This window comes from Algibacter sp. AS12 (assembly GCF_046736315.1).
In the GTDB taxonomy this organism is placed as follows: Bacteria; Bacteroidota; Bacteroidia; order Flavobacteriales; family Flavobacteriaceae; genus Algibacter_B; species Algibacter_B amylolyticus.
Window position 1 is genome coordinate 2,120,106 of record NZ_CP151841.1, and the last position, 24,448, is coordinate 2,144,553.

General features: G+C 34.2%; 29 protein-coding genes and 1 riboswitch. Of the genes, 20 read left to right on the forward strand and 9 right to left on the reverse strand.

Translation table 11 applies throughout. From position 1 onward, the window contains the following. Window positions 1–12 precede the first annotated feature (12 nt). The 13 genes from pnuC to AAFN75_RS08780 all read left to right on the forward strand — a co-directional run bounded on the left by pnuC (window position 13) and on the right by AAFN75_RS08780 (window position 13,158). Window positions 13–645, forward strand: coding sequence for a nicotinamide riboside transporter PnuC (gene pnuC, locus AAFN75_RS08720; protein WP_411809277.1), 633 nt, complete (start codon window positions 13–15; stop codon window positions 643–645). Further along, on the forward strand, window positions 606–1,175 hold the full coding sequence (locus AAFN75_RS08725; RefSeq protein ID WP_411809185.1) for an AAA family ATPase: 570 nt from the start codon (window positions 606–608) through the stop codon (window positions 1,173–1,175). The genes pnuC and AAFN75_RS08725 overlap by 40 nt, the downstream gene beginning before the upstream one ends. Further along, the gene (locus tag AAFN75_RS08730) at window positions 1,175–2,725 is read left to right on the forward strand and encodes a DUF4301 family protein (protein WP_411809186.1); all 1,551 of its coding nucleotides are present in this window, start codon (window positions 1,175–1,177) and stop codon (window positions 2,723–2,725) included. The genes AAFN75_RS08725 and AAFN75_RS08730 overlap by 1 nt, the downstream gene beginning before the upstream one ends. After that, complete coding sequence (gene arfB, locus AAFN75_RS08735) at window positions 2,725–3,132, forward strand: alternative ribosome rescue aminoacyl-tRNA hydrolase ArfB (RefSeq protein WP_411809187.1); 408 nt, start codon at window positions 2,725–2,727, stop codon at window positions 3,130–3,132. Before AAFN75_RS08730 ends, arfB begins: the two co-directional genes overlap by 1 nt. A gap of 297 nt (window positions 3,133–3,429) precedes the next feature. Continuing rightward, window positions 3,430–5,667, forward strand: coding sequence for a TonB-dependent receptor (locus AAFN75_RS08740; RefSeq protein ID WP_411809188.1), 2,238 nt, complete (start codon window positions 3,430–3,432; stop codon window positions 5,665–5,667). A gap of 37 nt (window positions 5,668–5,704) precedes the next feature. After that, window positions 5,705–5,802, forward strand: a riboswitch (TPP riboswitch). A gap of 65 nt (window positions 5,803–5,867) precedes the next feature. Next, a complete protein-coding gene (thiS, locus tag AAFN75_RS08745; protein ID WP_411809189.1) occupies window positions 5,868–6,068 on the forward strand; it encodes a sulfur carrier protein ThiS in 201 nt (66 codons plus the stop codon). 46 nt (window positions 6,069–6,114) lie between these two features. After that, window positions 6,115–7,974, forward strand: a complete 1,860-nt coding sequence (gene thiC / locus AAFN75_RS08750) for a phosphomethylpyrimidine synthase ThiC (protein ID WP_411809190.1) — start codon at window positions 6,115–6,117, stop codon at window positions 7,972–7,974. Between the two features lie 156 nt (window positions 7,975–8,130). Further along, the gene (locus AAFN75_RS08755) at window positions 8,131–8,730 is read left to right on the forward strand and encodes a thiamine phosphate synthase (RefSeq protein ID WP_411809191.1); all 600 of its coding nucleotides are present in this window, start codon (window positions 8,131–8,133) and stop codon (window positions 8,728–8,730) included. Continuing rightward, on the forward strand, window positions 8,727–9,479 hold the full coding sequence (locus AAFN75_RS08760; protein WP_411809192.1) for a bifunctional hydroxymethylpyrimidine kinase/phosphomethylpyrimidine kinase: 753 nt from the start codon (window positions 8,727–8,729) through the stop codon (window positions 9,477–9,479). The genes AAFN75_RS08755 and AAFN75_RS08760 overlap by 4 nt, the downstream gene beginning before the upstream one ends. 1 nt (window position 9,480) lies before the next feature. Beyond that, window positions 9,481–10,122 carry a thiamine phosphate synthase gene (gene thiE / locus AAFN75_RS08765; protein ID WP_411809193.1) on the forward strand — a complete coding sequence of 214 codons (642 nt, stop codon included), beginning with the start codon at window positions 9,481–9,483 and terminating at the stop codon, window positions 10,120–10,122. Window positions 10,123–10,170: 48 nt separating this feature from the next. Next, window positions 10,171–10,941: a thiazole synthase gene (locus AAFN75_RS08770; protein ID WP_411809194.1), complete on the forward strand. Its 771-nt coding sequence runs from the start codon at window positions 10,171–10,173 to the stop codon at window positions 10,939–10,941. 9 nt (window positions 10,942–10,950) lie between these two features. Continuing rightward, a complete protein-coding gene (gene thiH, locus AAFN75_RS08775; RefSeq protein ID WP_411809195.1) occupies window positions 10,951–12,060 on the forward strand; it encodes a 2-iminoacetate synthase ThiH in 1,110 nt (369 codons plus the stop codon). A gap of 24 nt (window positions 12,061–12,084) precedes the next feature. Beyond that, on the forward strand, window positions 12,085–13,158 hold the full coding sequence (locus tag AAFN75_RS08780; RefSeq protein WP_411809196.1) for a ThiF family adenylyltransferase: 1,074 nt from the start codon (window positions 12,085–12,087) through the stop codon (window positions 13,156–13,158). Here AAFN75_RS08780 and AAFN75_RS08785 read toward each other — a convergent pair. Further along, window positions 13,144–13,572: a hypothetical protein gene (locus AAFN75_RS08785; RefSeq protein ID WP_411809197.1), complete on the reverse strand. Its 429-nt coding sequence runs from the start codon at window positions 13,570–13,572 to the stop codon at window positions 13,144–13,146. The genes AAFN75_RS08780 and AAFN75_RS08785 overlap by 15 nt on opposite strands. A 258-nt stretch (window positions 13,573–13,830) precedes the next feature. Between AAFN75_RS08785 and greA the strand changes: the two genes are divergently transcribed. Beyond that, window positions 13,831–14,304 (forward strand): transcription elongation factor GreA, encoded by a 474-nt coding sequence (greA, locus tag AAFN75_RS08790; protein ID WP_411809198.1) that lies wholly within the window; start codon window positions 13,831–13,833, stop codon window positions 14,302–14,304. 6 nt (window positions 14,305–14,310) lie between these two features. Continuing rightward, complete coding sequence (locus tag AAFN75_RS08795; protein ID WP_411809199.1) at window positions 14,311–14,700, forward strand: HIT family protein; 390 nt, start codon at window positions 14,311–14,313, stop codon at window positions 14,698–14,700. On the opposite strand, the gene AAFN75_RS08800 is transcribed toward AAFN75_RS08795, so the two are convergent. Then, window positions 14,695–15,045 (reverse strand): hypothetical protein, encoded by a 351-nt coding sequence (locus tag AAFN75_RS08800; RefSeq protein ID WP_411809200.1) that lies wholly within the window; start codon window positions 15,043–15,045, stop codon window positions 14,695–14,697. The two genes, AAFN75_RS08795 and AAFN75_RS08800, sit on opposite strands and share 6 nt — an antisense overlap. 8 nt (window positions 15,046–15,053) lie before the next feature. Continuing rightward, the gene (locus AAFN75_RS08805) at window positions 15,054–16,208 is read right to left on the reverse strand and encodes a sensor histidine kinase (protein WP_411809201.1); all 1,155 of its coding nucleotides are present in this window, start codon (window positions 16,206–16,208) and stop codon (window positions 15,054–15,056) included. A gap of 212 nt (window positions 16,209–16,420) precedes the next feature. Here AAFN75_RS08805 and AAFN75_RS08810 point away from each other — a divergent pair, with 212 nt between their 5' ends. From AAFN75_RS08810 to AAFN75_RS08825, 4 genes are all read left to right on the forward strand, one after another. Further along, the gene (locus tag AAFN75_RS08810) at window positions 16,421–17,290 is read left to right on the forward strand and encodes a flavin reductase family protein (protein ID WP_411809202.1); all 870 of its coding nucleotides are present in this window, start codon (window positions 16,421–16,423) and stop codon (window positions 17,288–17,290) included. A gap of 51 nt (window positions 17,291–17,341) precedes the next feature. Continuing rightward, window positions 17,342–17,719 carry a DUF3127 domain-containing protein gene (locus AAFN75_RS08815; protein WP_144115214.1) on the forward strand — a complete coding sequence of 126 codons (378 nt, stop codon included), beginning with the start codon at window positions 17,342–17,344 and terminating at the stop codon, window positions 17,717–17,719. Between the two features lie 96 nt (window positions 17,720–17,815). Further along, window positions 17,816–18,445 carry a leucyl/phenylalanyl-tRNA--protein transferase gene (aat, locus tag AAFN75_RS08820; RefSeq protein ID WP_411809203.1) on the forward strand — a complete coding sequence of 210 codons (630 nt, stop codon included), beginning with the start codon at window positions 17,816–17,818 and terminating at the stop codon, window positions 18,443–18,445. Between the two features lie 48 nt (window positions 18,446–18,493). Next, window positions 18,494–18,919: an Ig-like domain repeat protein gene (locus AAFN75_RS08825; RefSeq protein ID WP_411809204.1), complete on the forward strand. Its 426-nt coding sequence runs from the start codon at window positions 18,494–18,496 to the stop codon at window positions 18,917–18,919. A gap of 67 nt (window positions 18,920–18,986) precedes the next feature. Here the strand turns inward: AAFN75_RS08825 and AAFN75_RS08830 are convergent, their stop codons facing one another. Beyond that, window positions 18,987–19,670: a DUF2490 domain-containing protein gene (locus tag AAFN75_RS08830; RefSeq protein WP_411809205.1), complete on the reverse strand. Its 684-nt coding sequence runs from the start codon at window positions 19,668–19,670 to the stop codon at window positions 18,987–18,989. A gap of 8 nt (window positions 19,671–19,678) precedes the next feature. After that, a complete protein-coding gene (locus AAFN75_RS08835; protein WP_411809206.1) occupies window positions 19,679–20,242 on the reverse strand; it encodes a DNA-3-methyladenine glycosylase I in 564 nt (187 codons plus the stop codon). Window positions 20,243–20,370: 128 nt separating this feature from the next. On the opposite strand from AAFN75_RS08835, the gene AAFN75_RS08840 reads away from it, so the two are divergent. Beyond that, complete coding sequence (locus tag AAFN75_RS08840; protein ID WP_411809207.1) at window positions 20,371–20,985, forward strand: thioredoxin family protein; 615 nt, start codon at window positions 20,371–20,373, stop codon at window positions 20,983–20,985. Here AAFN75_RS08840 and AAFN75_RS08845 read toward each other — a convergent pair. The 4 genes from AAFN75_RS08845 to AAFN75_RS08860 form a co-directional block, all read right to left on the reverse strand. Then, the gene (locus AAFN75_RS08845; RefSeq protein WP_411809208.1) at window positions 20,972–21,685 is read right to left on the reverse strand and encodes an energy transducer TonB; all 714 of its coding nucleotides are present in this window, start codon (window positions 21,683–21,685) and stop codon (window positions 20,972–20,974) included. The two genes, AAFN75_RS08840 and AAFN75_RS08845, sit on opposite strands and share 14 nt — an antisense overlap. A gap of 152 nt (window positions 21,686–21,837) precedes the next feature. Next, window positions 21,838–22,554: a tRNA pseudouridine(55) synthase TruB gene (truB, locus tag AAFN75_RS08850; RefSeq protein ID WP_411809209.1), complete on the reverse strand. Its 717-nt coding sequence runs from the start codon at window positions 22,552–22,554 to the stop codon at window positions 21,838–21,840. 12 nt (window positions 22,555–22,566) lie between these two features. Further along, complete coding sequence (locus tag AAFN75_RS08855; RefSeq protein WP_411809210.1) at window positions 22,567–23,361, reverse strand: undecaprenyl-diphosphate phosphatase; 795 nt, start codon at window positions 23,359–23,361, stop codon at window positions 22,567–22,569. A 51-nt stretch (window positions 23,362–23,412) separates the two neighbouring features. Continuing rightward, the gene (locus AAFN75_RS08860) at window positions 23,413–24,435 is read right to left on the reverse strand and encodes a LacI family DNA-binding transcriptional regulator (RefSeq protein ID WP_411809211.1); all 1,023 of its coding nucleotides are present in this window, start codon (window positions 24,433–24,435) and stop codon (window positions 23,413–23,415) included. Window positions 24,436–24,448: the final 13 nt, after the last annotated feature.

Genomic DNA, 24,448 nt, shown 5'->3' on the forward strand with positions numbered 1-24,448 from the left:
TAAATGTTAATGATGAATGCCTTTTTTGAGTTTTTCTTTGGACAGTATTCCGATTACCAGACAACAGATGTGGTTCTTGAAATTGTAGCCGTAATTTTTGGTTTTCTATCCGTTTGGTATTCAAAACAGAATAATATTTTAGTGTTTCCAACGGGTATGGTAAGTACCGTTATTTTTGTGTATTTACTATGTAAATGGCAGTTGTTAGGTGATATGATGATTAACGGCTATTATTTTATAATGAGTATCTATGGCTGGTACATTTGGACAAGGACGAAAAATAATACGCAGGTATCACCCATTTCAAAAATGTCCCTTAGCGAAAAAAAAATAAGTGTATTTATATTTTTAGCAACCTTATTGTTTGTTTACTTAGTTTATCAAGCCTTTGGTAAATGGACAAGTTGGGTAGCTTATGTTGATACCTTTACAACAGCTATATTTTTTGTTGGAATGTGGTTAATGGCAAGACATAAATTAGAGAATTGGATTTTTTGGATTATTGGAGATCTTATTTCTATTCCTTTATATTTTTATAAGGGGTTTACATTTACTAGTTTTCAATATTTAGGATTCACAATTATTGCAATTTTTGGTTATTTAGCATGGAAGAAAAGTATAAACAGCAACCCGCTAACTGCATAAAAGTAGTTTTGTTTGGACCAGAATCTACGGGAAAAACGACACTATCTCGTCAGTTAGCACGGTATTATAGTTCCGTTTGGGTTCCAGAATATGCGCGTGAGTATCTTCAAAAAAAATGGAACGACCATAGGAAAACCTGTGAGTTAGAAGATTTATTGCCTATTGCCGAAGGACAAATAAGACTTGAAAATGAATTGGCTCAAAAAACAGAATCTGTTTTAATTTGCGATACCGATTTGTTGGAGACCAAAGTGTATTCCGAAGCTTTTTATTCTGAAAGTTGTGATGCTATGCTAGAGAAATATGCAGTGCAAAATTCGTACAATTTGTATTTTTTAACTTATATTGATACGCCTTGGGAAGCAGATGATTTAAGAGATAGACCTGAGGAACGCGAAGCCATGTTTAATGCTTTTCAAGATGCATTAGATAAATATAACAAACCATACGTGCTATTAAAAGGTGATATAAAAACACGTTTAGAAACAGCTATTAAACATATAGATAAACTATTAAATTCTAAAGTATAATGTTTACAGACCAAGATATTAAACAACTAAAAAGTAAAGGTATTACTGTAAAAGGTGTCGAGGCACAAATATCTCGATTAAAAAACGGAATGACTTTTTCTAATTTGGTAGCCGCGGCTAACATTGGTAAGGGTATTGAAAGTTACGACGATAATGAGGTGCAAGAGTATATCAATCTGTACGAAGCAAAATTAAGCAAGTTATCTATTGTTAAGTTTGTGCCAGCTTCGGGTGCGGCTACTAGAATGTTTAAATTTTTATTTCAATTTTTGAATAATTTTGAGGCTTCAAAATTAAGTATTAAAAAGTATGCAGAAAGAAATAACGATTCGCTAATAGTAAAATTTGTCGAAAACATAGATTGTTTTCCGTTCTATAACGAAGTTATTTCGAAAATCAAACAAACACAACCTAACTTCGAATCGTTGTCAGATGATGAACAAAAGGTCACGTTCGTAAAAACCATGTTGGACGCTAAAGGGCTTAATTATAGTTTTTTGCCAAAAGGCTTGTTGCCATTTCATAGGTATGAAGATCAAGTAAAAACAGCTTTTGAAGAGCATTTGTTTGAATCGACTTTATATGCGGCATCCAACGGAGTGGCTAACCTTCATTTTACCGTTTCTAAAAACCATCAATTATATTTTTCTAATACATTAAATAAAATTAGAGAGCATTTAGAAGCGCACACTAAAACGACATTTAACGTGTCCTTTTCTTATCAAAATGAAGCTACAGAAACCGTTGCGCTTACAAATGAAAACGAAGTTTTTAGAAAAGAAGATGGTTCTATATTGTTTAGACCAGCAGGACACGGAGCACTTCTTGAAAATTTAAACACTCTAAATAACGACATTGTTTTTATTAAAAATATAGATAATATTGTTGTTGCCGATAGAAATATAGCGGTATCTAATTATAAAAAATTATTAGCAGGAGTTTTAGTTGAGGCCCAAGAAAAGGTGTTTGAATATTTACACAAATTAGATGCTGGCGATTTAATTGATACAGATTTTAAAGTGATCGCTTTATTTTTACGATATAGATTGAACGTGCCTATTGCAGCCAATTTTGAAGATTATTCCTCTCAAGAAAAAATAGAATATTTAAAAGAAAAACTAAACCGTCCAATTCGTGTTTGTGGGATGGTTAGAAATCAAGGCGAACCAGGAGGAGGACCATTTTGGGTTAAGGATGCCAAAGGGAATACGTCGTTACAAATTGTCGAGTTTGCGCAAATTAATTTTAGTAAAAGAAACCAACAAGGAATTGTGTATAAAGCCACACATTTTAACCCAACCGATTTAGTTTGTGGCATCAAAAATTATAAAGGTGAAAAGTTTGATTTATTAAAATTTGTAGATACCGAGGCTGCTTTTATAACCACCAAAACGCAGAATGGAGTAGATATTGATGCCTTAGAACTTCCAGGATTATGGAATGGTAGTATGGCGTATTGGAATTCTATTTTTGTTGAAGTACCTCTTGAAACATTTAATCCGGTTAAAACAGTAAACGACTTACTTAAGCCTGTACATCAAGGAATTTAGTGTTTAGTGAAGAAGCCATATTAAATGAAGTAACTTTTAAAGCTATTAGAAGTTCGGGTAGTGGCGGGCAACACGTAAATAAAGTGTCTTCAAAAGTGGAGCTAACTTTTAATCTAATTAATTCCATTGTGTTAAATGAAACGCAACAGGAACGCTTAAAAGTAAAGCTAAAAAATAGATTAACTAAAGACGGTGTTTTAATTTTACAATGCGATGAAAGTAGAAGTCAGCATAAAAATAAACAACTAGTTATTAAGCGATTTTTAGAGTTGATAAAAACCTCTTTAATAATACCTAAAAAACGAAAGCCTACGAAGGTGCCAAAGTCGGTTATTAAAAAACGACTTAAAAGTAAAAGACAACTCTCGGAAAAAAAGGCGAATAGGCAAAAACCCAATTTAGATTAAAAAAATAAGAATTGTTAGTGGTCAATTAATAATTGCTTACTACATTTGCAGCGTTCTCAAAAAAGGGGTGCCTATTATCGGCTGAGATCATACCCATTGAACCTAGAACAGGTAATGCTGTTTAGGAATCGAGCGTTAAAAAAATGACCATTGGACATTTTTAGAGAGTGCTAAAGAATTATAAAATTTAGAGGCGCTCACGATTAGCTCAAGGAAAAGAAGCAAATAGCTTCAAAACTAATTATTAATTAATAAAGAATAATTACCTCTTTTTATTCGGTTATAAGGATAATCGTAATGAAAAATGTATTCAACAATTTGTCATTCCTAGAAAAGCAGGAATCTCGTCAAAGAAAGATTTTCATATTTTTAATACTCTTACTTTCAATAGGAGTAAATGCACAACAAAATCAAGTTGAAAACGATTCAACTACAACAGAGAACCTAGAAGAAGTATTAGTTAAAGCAGTACGTGTAGATGCCGATTCGCCAATTACACACTCTAATCTTACTAAAGCAGAACTTGCAAAGCGAAATTTAGGGCAAGACATTCCAACGTTATTAAATTTTTTACCATCGGTGGTTACAACTAGTGATGCCGGAGCCGGAATTGGCTACTCAGGAATTAGAGTTCGTGGTACCGATGGTACCCGAGTAAATGTAACCATTAATGGAATTCCTTATAACGACCCAGAAAGTCAAGGAACCTTTTGGGTAAATTTAGGTGATTTTGCATCGTCTACAGAAAGTTTACAATTACAACGTGGTGTAGGAACTTCAACTAATGGTTCTGGAGCATTTGGTGCTAGTTTAAATTTGTTAACCGATGCTACCTCTCAAGAAGCTTCAGGGCTAATAGCTAATAGTTTTGGGAGTTACGGTACAAGAAAGCATACCGTAAAATTGAGTACAGGTTTGTTAAATGATCATATTGAAATTTCAGGACGTTTTTCAAAAATAGATTCAGATGGTTATGTAGATCGTGCCTTTACCGATTTAAAATCGTATTTCTTACAAGGTATGTATAAGGACGGTGGTACTATAATTAAAGCCTTAACTTTTGGTAATGTTGAGCGTACATATCAAGCCTGGTATGGTTTAACGGAAGATGAATTAAAGGAAGACCGTCGCCAAAACCCATATACTTATGATAATGAAACCGATAACTACTGGCAAGACCATTACCAATTGCATTGGAATGAACGTTTTGATAATAATTGGTCTACTAATTTAGGTTTAAATTACACCAAAGGAAAAGGATATTTTGAGCAATTTGAAGGTGGTACTGATGAAATTGACCTTTATAATGGTATTGTTCTACCTACCGATATTCGTATTGATGAAGATGAAAATGGCGACCCTGTAGATGTACCTATTACGGATGTGATTAGAAGACGTTGGTTAGATAATAACTTTTATGTGGTAAATGCTAATGTTACGTATAAGAAAAATGCACTAGAACTTATCTCCGGAATATCCTATAGTTCTTATGATGGCGATCATTTTGGTGAAGTTATTTGGGCTAAGTCGTTTTCAGAAAACTCTAGTATTAGAGATCATTATTACGACGGCGATGCTACTAAAAATGATTTTAGTGTGTTCTCGAAAGCCACATTTAAACTTGCCGATAAAATTACAGGTTTTATAGATTTACAAGGGCGTTTTGTAAGCTATAAAACGAATGGATTAAATTCTGATAGAGTAGAATTTACTACCGATGCTAATTTTAGTTTCTTTAATCCAAAATTAGGATTTACCTATAAACCATCGCAGTTTAATAATTATTACATCTCTTACGCGCGTGCAAATAGAGAGCCAAATCGCGATGATTTTGAAAACGGCGTAACCGAAAACGAAACACTTAATGATATTGAGTTAGGATGGCGTTATAACAAAGGAAAAGCAAGCGTAAACACAAACTTGTATTATATGTTTTACCAAAACCAATTGGTGTTAACGGGCGAGTTGGATGATGTTGGGAGCCCACTTAGAGCCACCAGCGGAAAAAGTTTTAGGTTAGGTCTTGAGGTCGATGCTAATATTCAATTTAGTAAACAGTTTAGCACATCAATAAATATTGGTTTAAGTAGTAATAAAAACAAAGATTTCTCATCCGAAATTAATGGAGAATTAGTCGATTTAGGAAATACAAATATTTCATTTTCACCAGATTTAGTTATAGGTAATACTTTAAACTTCTATCCTGTAGAGCGTTTACAGTTGTCATTACTTAGTAAATATGTTGGCGAACAATACATGGGGAATATCGATGAGGCATCATCAAAGTTGGATAGCTATTTTGTTAACGACTTTAATGTTAACTATCAAATTAAGCCTAATAAATTATTTAAATCTATCGTATTATCAGCTTTGGTTAATAATATCTTTAATAAAGAATATGTTTCAAACGGATATTTTGGGTTGTATACTTACGAAGATGCAGGTATGCCATCAGGAATAGCTACAGGTTATTATGCTGGGTATTACCCTCAAGCAACTAGAAACTTTTTAGTAGGTTTAACATTAGGGTTTTAAAATTATAAAATGAGTGAACATTAGTTCATAAACACATAGTAAACTTTAGGAGTGGCTAGTTTTATACTAGTTTGAGACATATCCTTTGAACCTGATTTGGCTAATACCAACGTAGGGAAAAGTTGTTTTCGAAATATTAGATTCAGCCGTCGTGCTTTATCTTATTCTTCTTAGAGTTTACTTTATTTAACTACAACACCATGTATATTAAAGTAAACAATACCGCTTACCAAATACCAGAACAAACTACGGTACAACAGCTTGTGGAGCAATTAAAAATGTCCACAAACGGCATTGCTGTGGCCATAAATCAACACGTTGTAAAAAACACCAATTGGCCTTCAACCATCATTAAAAACCAGGATGATATCCTTATTATAAAGTCTACACAAGGCGGTTAATTAAATAGTTACATCACGTATAAGTCTAACAACATAAGGTAAAAACATGAAGAAAAAAGATACTGCACCACAACAAAACGGCGTTACTAGAAACCCATTTCCTAACTCTAAAAAAATATATGTTTCAGGAACATTACATCCACAAATAAAAGTAGCCATGCGCGAAATTTATTTAAGTGATACCAAAGATTCTATAACAGGAAAATTAACCCATAACCAACCGGTAACCGTTTACGATACTTCGGGGCCTTATACAGATTCAGAAAAGGAAATAAATATCCATAATGGTTTAGAGCGCATTCGTGAGGCATGGATTAAAGATCGTGGCGATGTGGAAACCTTAAATGCGTTTACCTCAAAATATTGTAACCAACGTTTAAACGATGTTAGTTTAGACCATTTGCGTTTTAATTTAAAACACAAACCAAAAAGAGCGGTAAAAGGCAAAAACGTAACCCAATTACACTATGCAAAACAAGGTATAATCACTCCCGAAATGGAATACATTGCAATTCGAGAAAACCAACGCATAGACCAAATGACTGAAATTGCAAAACAACATAAAGGCGAAAGTTTTGGAGCTTCAATTCCCAATAAAATTTCACCAGAATTTGTAAGAAGCGAAGTGGCTCGTGGTCGTGCGGTAATACCAAATAACATTAATCACCCAGAAAGCGAACCAATGATTTTGGGTCGAAATTTCTTAGTAAAAGTAAATGCTAATATTGGTAATTCTGCCACCACATCTTCCATAGAAGAAGAAGTGGAAAAGTCGGTTTGGGCATGCCGTTGGGGTGCCGATACCATTATGGATTTATCAACCGGTAAAAACATACACGAAACTAGGGAGTGGATTATACGTAACTCGCCCGTTCCAATTGGTACAGTGCCTATCTATCAAGCCTTAGAAAAAGTAAATGGTGTAGCTGAGGATTTAACCTGGGAAATTTTTAGAGATACCTTAATTGAGCAAGCAGAACAAGGTGTCGATTATTTTACCATACACGCAGGTGTATTATTGCGTTATGTACCCATGACGGCAAAACGTGTAACAGGTATTGTGTCTCGCGGCGGCTCCATTATGGCAAAATGGTGTTTAGCGCATCATAAAGAAAGCTTTTTATACACGCATTTCGAAGATATTTGCGAAATTTTAAAACAATACGATGTAGCCTTTTCATTAGGCGATGGGTTACGCCCAGGCTCCATTGCCGATGCCAACGACGAAGCCCAATTTGCAGAGCTAGAAACACTAGGCGAACTCACCAAAATTGCACGTAAGCACGATGTACAATGTTTTATCGAGGGTCCTGGACACGTACCAATGCACATGATTAAAGAAAACATGGACAAACAACTAGAGCATTGCGACGAAGCTCCGTTTTACACCTTAGGCCCACTAACCACAGATATTGCCCCGGGTTACGATCATATAACCTCCGGTATTGGTGCTGCAATGATTGCCTGGTATGGTTGTGCTGTTTTGTGTTACGTTACCCCAAAAGAGCACTTAGGGCTACCCAATAAAAACGATGTTAGAGAAGGTGTTATTACCTATAAATTGGCCGCCCATGCAGCCGATTTAGCAAAAGGACATCCAGGAGCCCAACATCGCGATAATGCACTAAGTAAGGCGCGTTTCGAGTTCCGTTGGGAAGACCAATTTAACCTTGGTTTAGACCCCGAAAAGGCACGCGAATTTCACGACGAAACCCTGCCTGCCGAAGGCGCCAAAATAGCCCATTTCTGTTCCATGTGCGGACCAAAATTTTGTTCCATGAAAATCTCTCAAGAAGTTAGAGATTTTGCCGCAGAAAACGATATTGTCGATAACGAGGTTATTGCAAAAGGTTTCAAAGAAAAATCAAAAGAATTCAAAGAAAAAGGATCGCAAGTGTATCTTTAACAAAATAATAAGGGAGTTCCCGTGCTTTTACTAAAAAGCACGGGCGTGCTTTCCGTTGCAAGTCCTCGCGCCTCCTACGTCGGGCTGTGGGCTTTACACTGCAATCCCTAACTCAGCGATACAGCATAGCACAACGCATAACAAAAAATCAAGAAAATGATAGTCTTAATTTCACCAGAGCACGATATTCCAAACGAAATTGAAATACTTAATCAGTTATTTCAAAATGGTTTACAATACTATCATCTTAGAAAACCCGAAAAAAATTACGAGCAGCATTGTACATATTTAAACCAAATAGATGCCAAATATCACAACCGGGTTGTGGTTCATTATTTTCATGAGCTTGTTAATACATATTCGTTAAAAGGTATTCATTTTCAAGAACAAAAGCGAATAGACAATATTGATAATCCCGGGCAATATTTTAAAAACCTAAGTATGTATGGTAAAACCATAAGCTCGTCGTTTCATGAAATTCAAGACCTTATCGACTGCCATTTCGAATTCGATTACCATTTGTTAAGTCCGGTGTTTTCATCCATTTCTAAAGCAGGTTACGAAGGTCGAGGTTTCGACGTCAACCATATCGATAAATTTATTGTTGGCATGGGAGGTATAAATACTAATACCATTTTGAAAACCTTCAAACTCGGTTTTAAAGGCGTTGGAGTTTTAGGTGGTGTTTGGAATGCCGAAAACCCTGTAAAAAGTTTTATTGAATTACAAACAGCACATAGCAACATTAAACTTTGAAAAACAGACCAAATATATTAACCATTGCAGGTTTCGATCCCACCAACGGTGCCGGATTAACCGCCGATGTAAAAACATTCGAGGCCTTAAAATGTTATGGTTTATCAGTTTGTACAGCAAATACAGTACAAGATGATAAGGAATTTATTTCTAGCCATTGGATACCGATTTCAATTATTATAAATCAAATAGAGGTTCTTTTTAAACGATTTCAAATCAATTTCGTTAAAATTGGCATTGTAGAAAACTGGGATGTTTTAGAAATTATTATCAAAAAATTACTTAGCCTAAACCCTGATGTAAAAATCATATTAGATCCTATTTTAAAATCGAGTTCAAATTTTAATTTTCATAGCAATCCTTCAGAAAAACTAGATGTTATTTTATCTAAAATCTATCTGCTTACACCTAACTACAACGAAATTCAACAATTATACCCAGACAAATCCATCAGCGAAACTATTGCATATATTCAATCTAAAACCAATCTGTTTTTAAAAGGTGGGCATCACCCCGAAAAATTAGGGCAAGACACACTTCATCTAAAAAACAAAAAACATGTTGTGTTTAATGCTAAGTCTAAAAATTGTACCGAAAAACATGGAAGCGGTTGCGTGTTATCATCTGCTATAACAAGCTATTTAGCCTTAGAGTTTCCAATATTTAAAGCCTGTTTAAAAGGAAAACAATACACCGAAAATTTTTTAAGTTCTAATACCTCATTATTAGGCTTTCATTCTAAAAAATAACATGAAAACAACATTACACTACATATCGCAAGGCGCTACGCCACAAGATCATTTAAATAATATTCATAGTGCCTGTGCAGCGGGAGCGGAGTTGGTTCAGTTACGATTAAAAAAATGCGACCCCAAAACCATTTTAGAAACAGCAAAAAAGGCAAGAGAAATTACCAGTCATTTCCAAACGCGTTTAATTATTAACGACCACTACAAAGTGGCCGCAGAAGTTAAAGCCGATGGTGTACATTTAGGCAAAAAGGATACTTGCCTAACGGTAGCCAGAAAAGCATTAGCCTCTTGGCAAATTATTGGTGGTACCGCAAATACGCTTCAAGATTGCCAAACGCTTATCGATAAGGGTGTGGATTATATTGGCTTAGGGCCTTTTCGTTTTACCGAAACAAAAGATAATTTAAGTCCTGTTTTAGGAGAAAAAGGGTATGCCGAAATTATTTCAGCTTTAAACACCAATACACCAATTATTGCTATTGGCGGTATTACCTTAAATGATGTGTTGGACCTGATGATTACCGGGGTTTTTGGTATTGCCGTTTCAGGTGATATTACTCGCGATTTTAATAAAATAACAAAGTTTAAAGAACTAATTAACGGCGGTACAGCACCAGAACAACGCTGGAAACCCGAATAAACTAAAAATTAAAAAAAACTAAACCTTTTAATAAAAGTTGCTTTTATTATGAATGATAAATTACAAATAGCAGATAAAACATTTTCCTCTAGATTATTTACTGGTACTGGAAAATTTAGCTCCTCGGCATTAATGAAATCCGCTTTGTTAGCCTCCGAAAGTGAGTTAATAACCGTGGCTTTAAAACGTGTAGATGTTCAAGATAAAGACGATGATATTTTACTGCATTTAAACCACTCCCGAATTAATTTATTACCGAATACATCGGGTGTAAGAGATGCCAAAGAAGCTGTTTTTGCAGCCGAATTATCACGCGAAGCTTTAGAAACTAACTGGGTAAAATTAGAAATTCATCCAGACCCAAGATATTTATTACCAGACCCCATTGAAACGTTAAAAGCAGCCGAAGCTTTAGTTAAAAAAGGCTTTGTTGTAATGCCATACATACATGCAGATCCTGTACTATGCAAACGGTTAGAAGAAGTAGGCGTGCAATGTGTTATGCCGCTTGGTGCACCAATTGGAAGTAATAAGGGCTTAAAAACACAAGATTTTTTAGAAATTATTATAGAACAGTCAAACGTACCGGTAATAGTAGATGCTGGTATTGGGGCGCCTTCGCATGCGGCACATGCCATGGAAATTGGTGCCGATGCTGTTTTAGTAAACACAGCCATTGCAGTTTCTCAAAATCCTGTGGAAATGGCAGAGGCCTTTAAAATGGCGGTTCAAGCTGGACGAATGGCATACCAAGCAAAACTAGCACCAGTTAAAAAACAAGCCGAAGCTAGTAGTCCGTTAACCTCATTTTTGAATTAAACTTAGGCTATGGCAGCATTTGAAACATACTTTAATACTTGTAATTGGAACGATACACTTGCTAGTATTAACAACAAAACAAAAGCCGATGTAGAAGTGGCTTTGGCTAGTAACAAACGAAGTTTAGAAGATTTTAAAGCCTTAATTTCTCCTGCGGCGAAGCCGTTTTTAGAGCAAATGGCACAAATGAGTCGCCAGCTTACTAAAAAGCGCTTTGGTAACACCATTCAAATGTATGCGCCTTTATACTTAAGTAACGAATGTCAAAACATATGTACCTATTGCGGTTTTAGTTTTACTAATAAAATACCCAGAAGAACCTTAACAGATAGTGAAATTTTAAAAGAGGTTCAATTCTTGAAAAATAAAGGTTTCGATCATGTGTTGCTGGTAACAGGAGAAGCTAATAAGACGGTGGGTGTCGATTATTTAAATAATGCCATAAAATTAGTAAAACCGCATTTTTCTAATATCAGTATTGAAGTTCAGCCATTAGAGCAAAATGAGTATGAATTGCTAATTGAAAATGGATTATTTGCCGTTCTAGTTTACCAGGAAACCTATCATAAAAATGAGTACAAAAAGCATCACCCAAAAGGCAAAAAATCTAATTTTGAATATCGCCTAGATACTCCAGATCGTTTGGGTAAAGCGGGTATTCATAAAATAGGTTTAGGAGCTTTATTTGGCTTAGAAGATTGGCGAGCCGATAGTTTTTTTACAGCACTCCATTTAAAATATTTACAAAAACAGTATTGGAAAACAAAGTACTCTATTTCTTTTCCAAGGCTGCGTCCACACTCAGGAGGTTTAGAGCCTAAGGTTGAAATGACCGATGCCGATTTGGTACAGCTTATTTGTGCTTATAGATTATTGGATGAAGATTTAGAGCTTTCCATGTCTACGCGAGAAAGTGAAACCTTTAGAGACAATATTGTGCAATTAGGTATAACGTCTATTAGTTCAGAATCTAAAACAAATCCTGGCGGGTATGTCGTAGAACCGCAATCGCTAGAACAGTTTGAAATTTCAGATGAAAGAAGTACCGAAGCATTCACCAAAATGCTTAAAAACCAGGGTTTAGAAGTTGTTTGGAAGGATTGGCAGCATTTCAATTAGACCCATCATAAAAAGATAAATACAATGTTAAGCAAAGAAGAGCAGGTGCAATATAGTCGCCATATACTTTTAAATGAAATTGGTGTTAAAGGGCAATTAAAACTTAAAGAAGCTAAAGTTTTGGTTATTGGTGCTGGCGGATTGGGTTGCCCTATATTGCAATATTTAACGGCTGCCGGTGTGGGAACGCTAGGAATAATAGATGACGATGTGGTAGAGCAAACCAACTTACAACGTCAAATTTTATACACACTAGATGATGTTGGTAAGCCAAAAGTTGAGGTTGCTGTAAAGCGATTAGCTAGGTTAAATCCTTTTGTTCAATTTCAGATTTTTAAGGATAAGCTTACCATAAAAAATGCCCTAGCACTTTTTAAAGTGTTCGATATTATTGTGGATGGAAGCGATAATTTTCAAACGCGTTATTTGTGCAATGATGCTGCTATAATTACAAAGAAATCGTTGGTTTACGGCTCCATATTTAAGTTTGAAGGGCAAGTAAGTGTGTTTAATTTTAATGGCAGCGGAACGTATCGATGTTTATACCCAACACCTCCAAAACCAGACACATCGCCAAATTGTTCCGATATTGGTGTAATGGGAGTTTTACCGGGAATAATAGGGAGTTTACAAGCCAATGAGGTTATTAAAATAATTTGTGGTTTAAAAGGCGTACTAGCTAATAAATTATTGGTTTTTGATGTATTATCTATGCGTCCAATGATTTTAAGTTTCTCTAAAACCGATGAATCAAATATCCTAATATTAGAGGAAGATTATAATTTTTTCTGTGGGATGGAATCAGTAGATCAAGATATTTCAATAGACGAATTACTTAAAAATACATCCGATTATAATCTGCTAGATGTTCGTGAAACTTCGGAACGCGAACAGTATCATATAGGTGGTTTACATATACCTTTAAGTCAGCTTCCAGAACGTTACCATGAAATAAGTACAAACAAACCTCTTGTGGTGTATTGTAAATCTGGTATGCGCAGTAAAAAGGCTATTTTGTTTTTGCGAGATGTATTGTTAAACACGATTCTAATAAATTTAAGAAACGGTTTACCTGCTAAATTTTTAATTAAAAATTAAAAGCGAATTACCATTTACTTGAACACGGTAGTTTTTTAGCGGACAGTTCAATCCGTTATTTCCAGCCAGGGTTCCGGTAACAAAATTATAGGTGTTCTCATCACCACAACCGCAGGTGCCGTTTAATCCAGAAGGTATAATTACAGAACAATCGGATAGCGCATGGTTAGGGTCTGCGGCATCCCAAGCATAAAAATCTACTCCTGTACTGGCTACTATAATTCCTGCATTGCCTTGGTTTTCAAGGTAAACCGAATTTCCAGCAAAGGTTAATTGGCTGTATTGTGGTAAAGTTAAATCTATGGAAACGTTAACTCCAATATCTAGCAAAAAATTACAGTTTCTGTCGTCCACAGAATTGCTACTGCAAGCGGTTAATGTTAAAAATAATAAGGAGCAAATAAATAGTTTCATAATTAAAGGAATAGGATTGCAATTTACAATAAATTGTATTTCTACTTGTTAGTTTAACGTTTTTCCTTAGTAGGTTTTAATTGTTTTTCAAACAAAATCTAAGGTAAAGTATATTAATGTTTACGATACATAATTAACTAAAATTTTGTACTTTTGTTTTACAATCTCGTGTAAGCGGGATTTTTTTATTTGCTGAATACTTCAAAGCATAATTTTTGAAGTTTATCAGCATCTTTTATTAAGTTAAACGATGAAGAAATGAGTAAAGTATCATACTATACACCAGAAGGGTTAAAAAAGTTAAGAGCCGAGTTAAGACAACTTAAAGATGTTGAGCGCGTAAAAGCTTCAAGAGCAATTGCAGAAGCTAGAGATAAAGGTGATTTAAGTGAAAATGCAGAATACGATGCGGCTAAAGAGGCGCAAGGTATGTTAGAAATGCGTATCTCTAAATTAGAAGATGCATTAGCAGGAGCACGTGTAATTGATGAGTCGCAATTAGATAACTCAAAAGTATTGGTGTTATCGAAAGTTAAAATAAAAAATCAAACCAACGGTATGGAAATGAATTATACCTTGGTTGCAGATGGTGAAGCAGATTTAGCTACAGGTAAAATATCTGTAAACTCACCAATAGGTAAAGGCTTGTTAGGTAAATCGGTTGGAGATGTTGCAGAAATTCAAGTGCCTAATGGCGTTATTAAATTTAATATCGTAGAAATTACTAGATAAATAATTATGGCATCTATATTCACAAAAATTATTAATGGTGAGATACCATGTTATAAAGTAGCAGAAACGGAAGACTTTTTAGCATTTTTAGATGTAAATCCTAATGCAAAAGGGCATACGCTATGTATTCCTAAAAAAGAAGTTGATAAAATTTTTGATTTAGATGAAGCCGATTATAACGGATTAATGTCTTTTTCTAGAACCGTGGCATTAGCGCTTAAAAAAGCCGTGCCTTGTAAACGTATAGGTGTTTCTGTAATTGGGCTAGAGGTGCCTCATGCACATGTACATTTAATTCCTTTGCAGTCTATGGAAGATGCGCGCTTTATTCAAAAGATTAAATTATCTACTGAAGAATTTAATGCTTTGGCTGAAGCTATTAATGCTGAATTATAGATTTAAATAGAACACCAAAGCTAGTATTAAAGCTATTAGTACAACGCTTGAAATAATAATAATCCACAACGCTTTTTTTATGTAAGTTGATGCCTTTTTTGGTGTAAAGGCCTTCTTTTGATAATCAAAAACACGTTCAATATCATCAGTCCATTGTACAGGGTAAATAACAGAATTACAGGTGGTACAGTTTAGTTCATGACTAATATCTGTAGTTATTGATTTATAAAAATTAGTTTCTTTAATTTTTTGTTTGAAAGTTAAACGCAAGCCTTCTTTACTAAAACACTCCGGACAGTTGTTTGGTAGTGCTACTTGTTTAATATCAATGAGTTTTTCTGGCATATGTTTAACTATTGGCTAGCGCGTTTTAAACTTATTTGTAAGGTGCTCCCTTTATCTTTTTCAGATTGAAGTACCCTAATTTTTCCATCATGGAAATCTTCAATAATACGTTTGGCTAAAGATAAGCCTAATCCCCAACCACGTTTTTTTGTGGTAAAGCCAGGTTCGAAAATGCTATTAAAGTTCTTTTTTGAAATACCTTTTCCAGTATCAGTAACACTTACCATTACATTGTTTTCTAATTGAGAAATTTCTACAATAAGTTTTCCTCTGCCTTTCATGGCATCAATAGCGTTTTTAATTAAGTTTTCAATAGTCCAACTGTACAGTTGCTTGTTTAAATTTACGTAAATTTCGCCTTCAGGGACTATAATGTCGAAATCTACAAGTTTTGAAGATCTTGTTTTTAAGTAATCATAAGAGTCTAACGTTTCTTTAATAAGATCTGCCTTTTCTAAAACAGGTAAAGAGCCAATTTTGCTAAAGCGCTCGGTAATGGTTTTTAACCGGTCTACATCTTTTTCCATTTCAACAATGTAATCCGGATTTATATTTTCGGTTTTAAGGATTTCGGTCCAACCTATTAAAGAAGATAAAGGGGTGCCAATTTGGTGCGCCGTTTCTTTAGCCATACCAGACCATAATTTGTTTTGCGTTGCGTTTTTGTTACTGCTGTAAAAAAAGAAAATAAGTGCTACAAACAGGACTATGATTAGTAGTAACGCCAATGGGTAGTATTTTAATTTATTAAGCAAAGGCGAATTGCCATAGTAAATGGTGCTAGAAATACTATCTCCAATTTTTACAGGAATGGGCTCATTTTCTTCCTTAAAAGTTTCAATAAGTTTTTTTACATATTTAGAATCGGTCAGTTTAGTTTCATCAATGTTGTTGGAGCTATATAGCGAGCCATCTTCATTAATAACCAACATAGGTGTTGTTTTGTTACTGTTTAATATTTGTAACGTAAGTTCTAAACTTGTATTTATATCCGAGTTTATAATCTCATTTTGGGCAAACGACCAGTTTTCCATCTTGGTGCGTTCCTCATCTTTAAAATGCTGAAAAAATTCGTAAGTTTTCCATAGTATAAGGGAAACAACAATAAAGGATGCTATAACAATAGCCCAACGGAATGCATTGCTATGTTTGGTGAAAATCATTTACAATAGATATTTTATGGTAATATAATGCAAATCTGCTAATATTATTGTTCAAGTTGTTAGTAACTCTATTTTAAGATGTTTTATTGCTTACAGATGAAGCTTAAAATGCTAAATAAAGTTAGATTGTTGACAGAGACCAAAGGAATGTTGAAAACTAGATTAAATTTTCACCTTTATTTTGATTAGTTTTGTAAAAATAAAATTAACTAATGCCGTCAATAGATCCAAAAAGCTTATCAACCAGTAAATTACATGGTTATTTGTTAAGTGCTATTGCTCCAAGACCTATTGCTTTTGCGAGTACAATGGATGCCGAGGGAAACCCAAATTTGTCGCCATTTAGTTTTTTTAATGTATTTAGTGCAAACCCACCAATTTTAATTTTTTCGCCAGCAAGACGCGTAAAAAATAATACAACAAAGCATACGTTACAGAATGCTGAAATAACAAAAGAAGTTGTTATTAACGTTGTAAATTATAACATGGTGCACCAAATGTCATTAAGTAGTACAGAATACCCTGAAGGTGTTAATGAGTTTGAAAAAGCGGGTTTAACCATGCTTAAATCAGACCTTGTAAAACCGTTTAGAGTAGCCGAAGCACCAGTACAATTTGAGTGTAAGGTAAATGAAATAGTGAAATTAGGTAGCCAAGGTGGCGCAGGTAATTTGATAATATGCGAAGTTGTAAAACTTCATATTGATGATGCTGTACTAGATGATAATGGTTCTATAGACCAAAACAAGTTAGATTTGGTTGCCAGAGCAGGCGGTAGTTATTATAGCAGAGCTAAAGATGGTTTTTTTGAAATACCAAAGCCCATAGCCACATTAGGTATTGGTGTTGATGCTTTGCCAGAACTTGTTAAAAATAGTACGGTTTTAACAGGAAACGATTTAGGAATGTTAGGGAATATTGAGGCGTTACCACCCCATGAAAGTATAACAACTTTTATTGAAGATGTAGCAGAACGATATCCTAATATAGCATCGGCAACAGCTATCGAGAAACATAAGTTAGCTAAAAACTATCTTAGTTTTGGTGATGTAGAAAGCGCAATTAAAGTACTTTTGTCTTAAATAATAAGGCAGATTATAAAGAATATTAATAAAGATTAAATTATAGATTAAATGGAAGTTCAAGGTAGAATAAAAATGGTAGGAGAAACTCAAACTTTTGGTAGTAATGGGTTTAGAAAAAGAGAAATTGTTGTAACAACTGAAGAGCAATATCCACAACATATTATGGTGGAATTTGTTCAAGATAAAACAGATTTGTTAAACAGCTATAAAGAAGGACAACAAGTTAAAATAAGCATTAATCTTCGTGGTAGAGAGTGGGTGAACCCTCAAGGTGAAACTAAATACTTTAACTCTATTCAAGGATGGAGAATTGAAGCTGCACAAGCTGAAGGTGCATCAGGAAATGTACCACCAGTACCACCAGCAGATGCTTTTGAGCCTGCAGGAGATTTAAAAGAAGAAGATCATGACGATTTACCGTTCTAAATTTTTAATTCCTTAAAGAATTAAAAGACGGAAGGATCATAAAAACACTAACCTCAATATTTATCTAAATGTTGAGGTTTTTTTATATTTACTACTATGCAATATCTAACCGAAAAAATATGGTTTCCAGATGTGGATAATGCATCGCCCGAAGGGATTATAGCTGTTGGAGGCGACTTATCTACCGAAAGATTACTACTCGCCTATAAAACCGGCATTTTTCCTTGGTTTGATGATAGTAACCCTATTTTGTGGTGGTCTCCAGATCCGCGTTTTGTGTTATATCCACAAAATCTTAAGGTATCAAAAAGTATGAGGCAGGTGCTAAGAAACTCAGATTTTAAAATTACCGTAAACCAAGATTTTAGAGCCGTAATTACCGAATGTGCTTTGGTAAAGCGAAACGGGCAAGATGGCACTTGGGTGACTAACGATATGATTGAGGCTTATGTAAAACTTCATGAATTTGGATTTGCCAAATCAGTTGAGGTGTGGCAAAATAACAAGTTAGTTGGTGGACTTTACGGAGTCGATTTAAATAATGGCGTATTTTGTGGCGAAAGCATGTTTGCTAAAGTAAGTAACGCTAGCAAAGTGGGAATTATATCGTTTATACAGAACACTAATTATAAACTTATAGACTGCCAAGTTTATACGAATCATCTAGAAAGCTTGGGTGCGGAGGAGATTTCTAGAAATACTTTTTTGGAGTTTTTGAAGGAATGAAAAGGTTATTTTTTCTAAATCCTCAAAATCGCCATAATAAATATACCAATGAAAAATAATAGTATAAAACTAATAACCTTTTTATTACTAATGGTACTATTTGCTAGTTGCTCTAATAATAGTGAAGAAGAAATGGATACAACTGCCCCGACAGTTCTTATTCAAAGTCCTGATGTAAATCAATCTTATGTGGGATATTGGGGTGGAGCATGGCCAGAAACAGACAGGGTAAATTTAAAAGCCCTAGGAACTGATGAAACAGAAATCGCATCAATAAAATTGATAGTTATAAATAGTAGCGGAGCTTTGGTGTTTGAAAAAACAGTTAATAGCGCAACTAGTAATCAAACGGAGCTTATTATTTCTGAAAGTTTCACACCACCAGAAGTTGATACTTATAGTGTTGTGTTTGTTGTTAATGATGTAAATGGGAATATTGAAACTTCAGAATCTCGAACGTTTGTAGTTGAATAATCTTGATTTTAGAATAAATAAAGATTATATGAAAACCTTTAGTAAAACAGAGTTTAGGGCTTTTTTTCTAAATCCTCAAAACCGCAGAAGTCAACACAAATAAATTATGTTTAGCCTTTAAATTAAAAGCTTCATAGCGGTGTTCTAATCCGGTTTGAAGTTTTAACGCCTCTGTAATAAGCCATCCAATTTGGCTTGAAATCCTTATATCCGTTTCGGGTTTATAGGCTTTACTTAAACTTAAAAGGCCTTCAATAGCATTTGTTAAATACGCAGATCCTATTTCTAATGTATTACCTTTTAGAGGGCTGTTTAAAGAAAATCGGTATCGTTGTCTGTAAATAGTTTTGTTGTCTAAAACACGTTGTTCGGTTCTAAATCGGTGCCCGTAACTTTTACCTACTTTCTTTTTATTGTAATTGTATTGTTGCGTAAAACGTAACTCGTCGGGTCCAGATTCAAACCAATCTCGATTTCTGTAATAAACCCCAAGGCTAAGTTTAGTATTTGTATTTAATTTAAAATGCAAAAAATGAAAGACATCAACCTGTTGCTGTTGGTAGGTGAAATTATTGGTTTGGTTTAAAAAATAGCGGCTTCTAAAGGTGAAGTTATAACTGTATGTTTCTGTTGACTTATGATTTAAAGCTACTAACGACTCTCCCAAAACGCTAAAATTATTTTGAGAAAAGCCATTAAAACAGTTTAAAAGGAGTAACGGTATAATGCTATTTAAAAATGTTTTCAACATAAAAAAAACTAAACTTCTTGGTATCTAAAACAATCCACTTCGTGGTCATTTACCATTCCTATAGCTTGCATATGTGCATAAACTACTGTAGAACCAACAAATTTGAATCCACGTTTTTTTAAATCTTTACTAATGGTGTCGCTTAATGGCGTATTTCCTGGCGCCTCTTTGTAATGATTTACACTATTTTTAATAGGTTTAGCATCAACAAAAGCCCAAATATACTTACTAAAACTTCCAAATTCTTCTTGAACCTTTATAAAGGCGTTAGCGTTACTAACGGTAGCATTAACTTTTAGTTTGTTTCTTATAATTCCGGTATCTTTAAGTAAAGCATCAATTTTAGTTTGTTGGTAATTGGCTATCTTTTTGTAGTCAAAATTATCAAAAGCGGCTCTGAAGTTTTCACGTTTACGCAACACGGTTATCCAACTTAAACCCGCTTGAAACGTTTCTAAAATTAAAAATTCAAATAAGGTGTCATCATCATAAACAGGAACGCCCCATTCATTATCATGGTAAGCTTCATATAAAGCATCGCCTTCGCACCAACCGCATCTGTGTTTTTTCATCTTGATACCACTATAATTCAATCTTCTTGAAAAGACTGTAAGGTTTAAAGTAAAAGTATGACAAAAATCACCTTATATAAAATCTGAAGACTTTAATTTTGTTCAAGGATTTTTTTAAAACGCGTATTATGAATCAAATTATAAAAGAAAGTTTAGCTAAAAGTATTACTTATCAAGAATATAGAGCTTTCGTAAAGCAATTAGCAGAAGAAAATTCTAATACAGGATTAGAAAAAACGGAAGCTTTAGCAAATTATACAAAGCTTAACGATAGACGCATGAAACGTTGGGATAAAACCATTAAGGTAACCCAAGATGCTAAGGAAAAAATAGAAGCCTTTAATAGAAAAACAACGTGGTTAATTATTACCGAAAGTTGGTGTGGTGATGCCGCACATGTGGTGCCTGCTCTAAATAAAATAGCCGAATTAAATCCTAATATTGATGTTAAAATCGTGCTTCGCGATGAGAATTTAGAGCTTATGGATATGTTTTTAACCAACGGAGGAAGAGCAATAGCTAAAGTTATTATGATTGATAATGAAACAGGCGAAGTTTTAAATACTTATGGTCCTAGACCAAGTGAAGCTACAAGTTATGTAAATAGATTTAAGGCTAAACATGGTACGCTTACACCAGAGTTTAAAGAAGATTTACAACATTGGTATAACAAAGATAAAGGGCAAAATATAATTAGTGATGTGGTTGAAATACTTACTGCTGTAACACCTATTTACCAATAAAAAAGAAGGTGATTGTACCTATTTGGCTCTCCTTTGCTGCATCGGGAGTAAAGCGTGAACGTTTGGCATAATCGATAGCATGTTCCATTAAACAGGCGTTGTTTGATGTTGACGAATTGTTTACATACGCGTCAACAACCTTTCCGTTGGCATTAACAGTAATGTTAACTACAATTTTACCATCTACCTCGCATAAGTAAACAGGTATTGGTATGTGTACTTTTTTTCTGTTTAATAAAGAATAGCGAATAGAACTTTTTGAGTTGTTCCCGTCCGATTGTTGCTTTTTTAGTAAATCGTTTACCTTACTAAATTTAGATAGTTCCTCGCTGTTTAAACTAGAGACTTCTGGTATTTCATATGTTTTTCTAGCAGAAGCAGATTCGTTAGATGAGGTGTTCGTTTTAGGAACATAATCTTCCGGTGGCGCTATAGTTTTGTAAGCTTGAGCAAAATGTTTTGCTTTTTGAGTTTCGTTAAAAGCATCGTTAGTTTCGGCTTTGGCGTTGTTACGATTTTCTAAAGCTTCAAGAGCTTTAATCTCTTCCTGTGTAATTTCCTTTTCTGGCTCTAAAAGGTAGTAACTTTCAGAGGCATATTTATCTTGTTGTTTTAAGCTTAAATTGAAAACAGAGAGTACTACAGTTCCAGAAATTAGAAGCGTAATAAGTAGGGCTTTATGTTGATTATTAAGGTGCAATACGTTGTTATCAATTAGGGAGTCGTATTATTATATACGGCAAAATACGGTAAAAAGTTTTAAAAAGCACAACTTAAGTAGCTTGGATACTGTTAAATTTAAACGTTTTAGGATTCTTTTTTGCGCCTAAGGAAGTGGGTTTTAAGAAATGTTTATTGCTTGTTTGTTGTTAAACTGGCAATAAAATCTTCAATGGAATGAGCCTTTGCAACATCAAAATCTCCAATTTTTGTGCGTCTTAATACCGATAAATGACCTCCAGAGTTTAAGGCTTTTCCAAAATCGTTTGCCAAGGAGCGTATGTATGTGCCCTTGCTGCAAACTACTCTAAAATTAACGTGTATAGAATCTGAGTTAGACGAATCAATTTTAGTGATTTCGAATTCTAAAATGTTTACAGTTCTCGATGGAATATCTACATGCTCGCCAGCTCTAGCAAATTCGTATAAGCGTTTGCCATCTTTTTTTAATGCCGAAAATACAGGTGGAAATTGTTGCGTTTCTCCAATAAATTGCTGGGTAGTTTTGTAGATTAAATCTTCAGAAATATGATCTATTGGAAAAGTTTCGTTTATCTCGCTTTCCAAATCGTATGATGGTGTGGTACTTCCTAAAACAATAGTTCCTGTGTATTCTTTTACCTGACCTTGAAACGTATCTATTTGTTTAGTCATTTTTCCGGTACAAATCACTAGTAAACCTGTAGCTAAAGGGTCTAAAGTGCCCGCGTGTCCTACTTTTATCTTTTTTATTTTGAAAGCCTGACGGATTTCCCAACGTAGTTTATTAACCACTTGAAAGGACGTCCAGTTTAAAGGTTTGTCTATAAGTAAAACTTCTCCAGAAAGATAATCGTCAAGCGTTTTCAAGTGTGTTAGGTTTTAGTTTAATAGTGAATAAACAATGGCAATAATACCAACCACCACGCAGTAAATAGCGAAATAGGAAAGTTTGCTTTTCTTTACTAAAGATATCATCCAAGTACAAGCAAATAGGCCAGCAACAAAAGCAGCTACAAATCCAATAGAAAGAGCGGTAAAGTTTCCAGAGTCATATGTTAAATCGCCACTTAGAACATCTTTAGCAATTTTTCCAAAAATTAAAGGTACGACCATTAAAAATGAAAAACGAGCAGCTTTAGTTTTATCGTTTCCTAATAAAACCGATGTAGAAATTGTTGCTCCAGAACGCGAAATACCTGGTAACATAGCAATAGCTTGCGAGATACCAATAACAAATGCATTTTGAAAGCTTACCTTTTTTTCTGTGTTTTTAGCTTTATCTGCTAAAAATAAAAGAACAGCAGTAACGATTAACATGCAGCCAACTAACAAAATGTTTCCGCCAAAAAGCGATTCTAATTGTTCTTCAAAAAATAAACCAACAATAACAGCTGGAATCATGGAAATAGCAATTTTAGAAATGAATTGTAAATCGTCATTCCATTCAAACTTTAAAGCGCCTTTAATAAGATCTAAAATGTCCTTTCTAAAAATAACTATGGTACTTAATGCCGTGGCAAAGTGAAGCACAACTGTAAATAATAAACTTTCTTCTGGCACCGAATTATCGCCAAGAATGGCTTTTCCTAATTCTAAATGTCCGCTAGATGATACAGGTAAAAACTCCGTAAGGCCTTGAATAATACCTAAAATGATTGCGTCTATAATTTCCATGACGCAAAAGTATTAAAATTGATGTTGTAAATTCAAATTGAACTAAAAATATTAAACTTTAAAAGTAGAATCTCTAATTATAAGGTTTCCTTTTATTTCAATCATTTTATTTGTAAGAATATCGGTAGTGCTTTCAATTTCTTCAATTAAATATTTAACAGCATTTTTACCAATTTTTTCTCCCGGTTGGTCTACGGTTGTAAGTTTAGGTTCTATTATTATAGAGTGTGAAGAATTACTAAAACCTACAACAGCAATATCTTCAGGAATATTAATGTTGAATTTTTTTAAGGTTTGTATCACGCCTATTGCTGCACTATCCGTAATTGCAAAAATTGCGTCGGGCCTGTTTTTAATACTCAATAAATGATTTGCCATACGTTTACCTTGTATTAAGGAAATATCGTCTACACTAATAATTAGTTTTTCATCAATTTCAATATCATGATCTTTTAAAGCCTTTAAATATCCGGAAAATCGTTTTTCTGAGGTATATGAGAACTCACGCTCTTTAATAATGGCAATGCGCTTTTTTCCTATATTTATCAAGTGTTCAATAGCATTATATGCTGCTTCTTCATCGTTAATGGTAATTTGAGTACATGGTATTTTATTGGATACTTTATCAAATAGAATTAAAGGGACTTTATTTAATATGGGTAGTATATTATCTATATCTCTTGTCATTTTAGTTAACGAGGCTAGTATGCCATCAACACCAAATTGCATCATGGTGTTTAGCATTTCGGTTTGTTTTAATACATCGTTATTCGATTCAGATATAATAACACGATAGCCTTTTATGGCAGCTTCTTCTAAAATACCTCTTACCATAGTGGTTGTAAAATAATGGGTAATATTAGGTACAATAACGCCAATTATGTTAGAACGATGTTTTCTAAACCCCTTCGCAAAAATATTAGGTACATAGTTCAGGGATTGGGCAAGTTGTTTTACCTTTTTAGTAGTAGCCTCACTAATATCTGGATGATCATTTAGCGCTCTAGAAACTGTAGAGGTCGATAAATCAAGTGTTTGTGCTATTTTTTTTAAAGTAACTATCTCTTTTTTCATGTTTTTTATTCTT

Coding starts and splice junctions, on each gene's coding strand:
- AAFN75_RS08810 (WP_411809202.1), top strand. CDS start 16,421: ATGCCGTCAATAGATCCAAAAAGCTTATCAACCAGTAAATTACATGGT.
- AAFN75_RS08780 (WP_411809196.1), top strand. CDS start 12,085: ATGTTAAGCAAAGAAGAGCAGGTGCAATATAGTCGCCATATACTTTTA.
- AAFN75_RS08785 (WP_411809197.1), bottom strand. CDS start 13,572: ATGAAACTATTTATTTGCTCCTTATTATTTTTAACATTAACCGCTTGC.
- AAFN75_RS08725 (WP_411809185.1), top strand. CDS start 606: ATGGAAGAAAAGTATAAACAGCAACCCGCTAACTGCATAAAAGTAGTT.
- pnuC (WP_411809277.1), top strand. CDS start 13: ATGAATGCCTTTTTTGAGTTTTTCTTTGGACAGTATTCCGATTACCAG.
- AAFN75_RS08755 (WP_411809191.1), top strand. CDS start 8,131: ATGATAGTCTTAATTTCACCAGAGCACGATATTCCAAACGAAATTGAA.
- AAFN75_RS08855 (WP_411809210.1), bottom strand. CDS start 23,361: ATGGAAATTATAGACGCAATCATTTTAGGTATTATTCAAGGCCTTACG.
- AAFN75_RS08825 (WP_411809204.1), top strand. CDS start 18,494: ATGAAAAATAATAGTATAAAACTAATAACCTTTTTATTACTAATGGTA.
- AAFN75_RS08800 (WP_411809200.1), bottom strand. CDS start 15,045: ATGCCAGAAAAACTCATTGATATTAAACAAGTAGCACTACCAAACAAC.
- AAFN75_RS08770 (WP_411809194.1), top strand. CDS start 10,171: ATGAATGATAAATTACAAATAGCAGATAAAACATTTTCCTCTAGATTA.
- AAFN75_RS08815 (WP_144115214.1), top strand. CDS start 17,342: ATGGAAGTTCAAGGTAGAATAAAAATGGTAGGAGAAACTCAAACTTTT.
- thiC (WP_411809190.1), top strand. CDS start 6,115: ATGAAGAAAAAAGATACTGCACCACAACAAAACGGCGTTACTAGAAAC.
- AAFN75_RS08740 (WP_411809188.1), top strand. CDS start 3,430: ATGAAAAATGTATTCAACAATTTGTCATTCCTAGAAAAGCAGGAATCT.
- thiS (WP_411809189.1), top strand. CDS start 5,868: ATGTATATTAAAGTAAACAATACCGCTTACCAAATACCAGAACAAACT.
- greA (WP_411809198.1), top strand. CDS start 13,831: ATGAGTAAAGTATCATACTATACACCAGAAGGGTTAAAAAAGTTAAGA.
- thiH (WP_411809195.1), top strand. CDS start 10,951: ATGGCAGCATTTGAAACATACTTTAATACTTGTAATTGGAACGATACA.
- AAFN75_RS08840 (WP_411809207.1), top strand. CDS start 20,371: ATGAATCAAATTATAAAAGAAAGTTTAGCTAAAAGTATTACTTATCAA.
- AAFN75_RS08860 (WP_411809211.1), bottom strand. CDS start 24,435: ATGAAAAAAGAGATAGTTACTTTAAAAAAAATAGCACAAACACTTGAT.
- AAFN75_RS08805 (WP_411809201.1), bottom strand. CDS start 16,208: ATGATTTTCACCAAACATAGCAATGCATTCCGTTGGGCTATTGTTATA.
- AAFN75_RS08830 (WP_411809205.1), bottom strand. CDS start 19,670: ATGTTGAAAACATTTTTAAATAGCATTATACCGTTACTCCTTTTAAAC.
- AAFN75_RS08835 (WP_411809206.1), bottom strand. CDS start 20,242: ATGAAAAAACACAGATGCGGTTGGTGCGAAGGCGATGCTTTATATGAA.
- aat (WP_411809203.1), top strand. CDS start 17,816: ATGCAATATCTAACCGAAAAAATATGGTTTCCAGATGTGGATAATGCA.
- thiE (WP_411809193.1), top strand. CDS start 9,481: ATGAAAACAACATTACACTACATATCGCAAGGCGCTACGCCACAAGAT.
- AAFN75_RS08795 (WP_411809199.1), top strand. CDS start 14,311: ATGGCATCTATATTCACAAAAATTATTAATGGTGAGATACCATGTTAT.
- AAFN75_RS08730 (WP_411809186.1), top strand. CDS start 1,175: ATGTTTACAGACCAAGATATTAAACAACTAAAAAGTAAAGGTATTACT.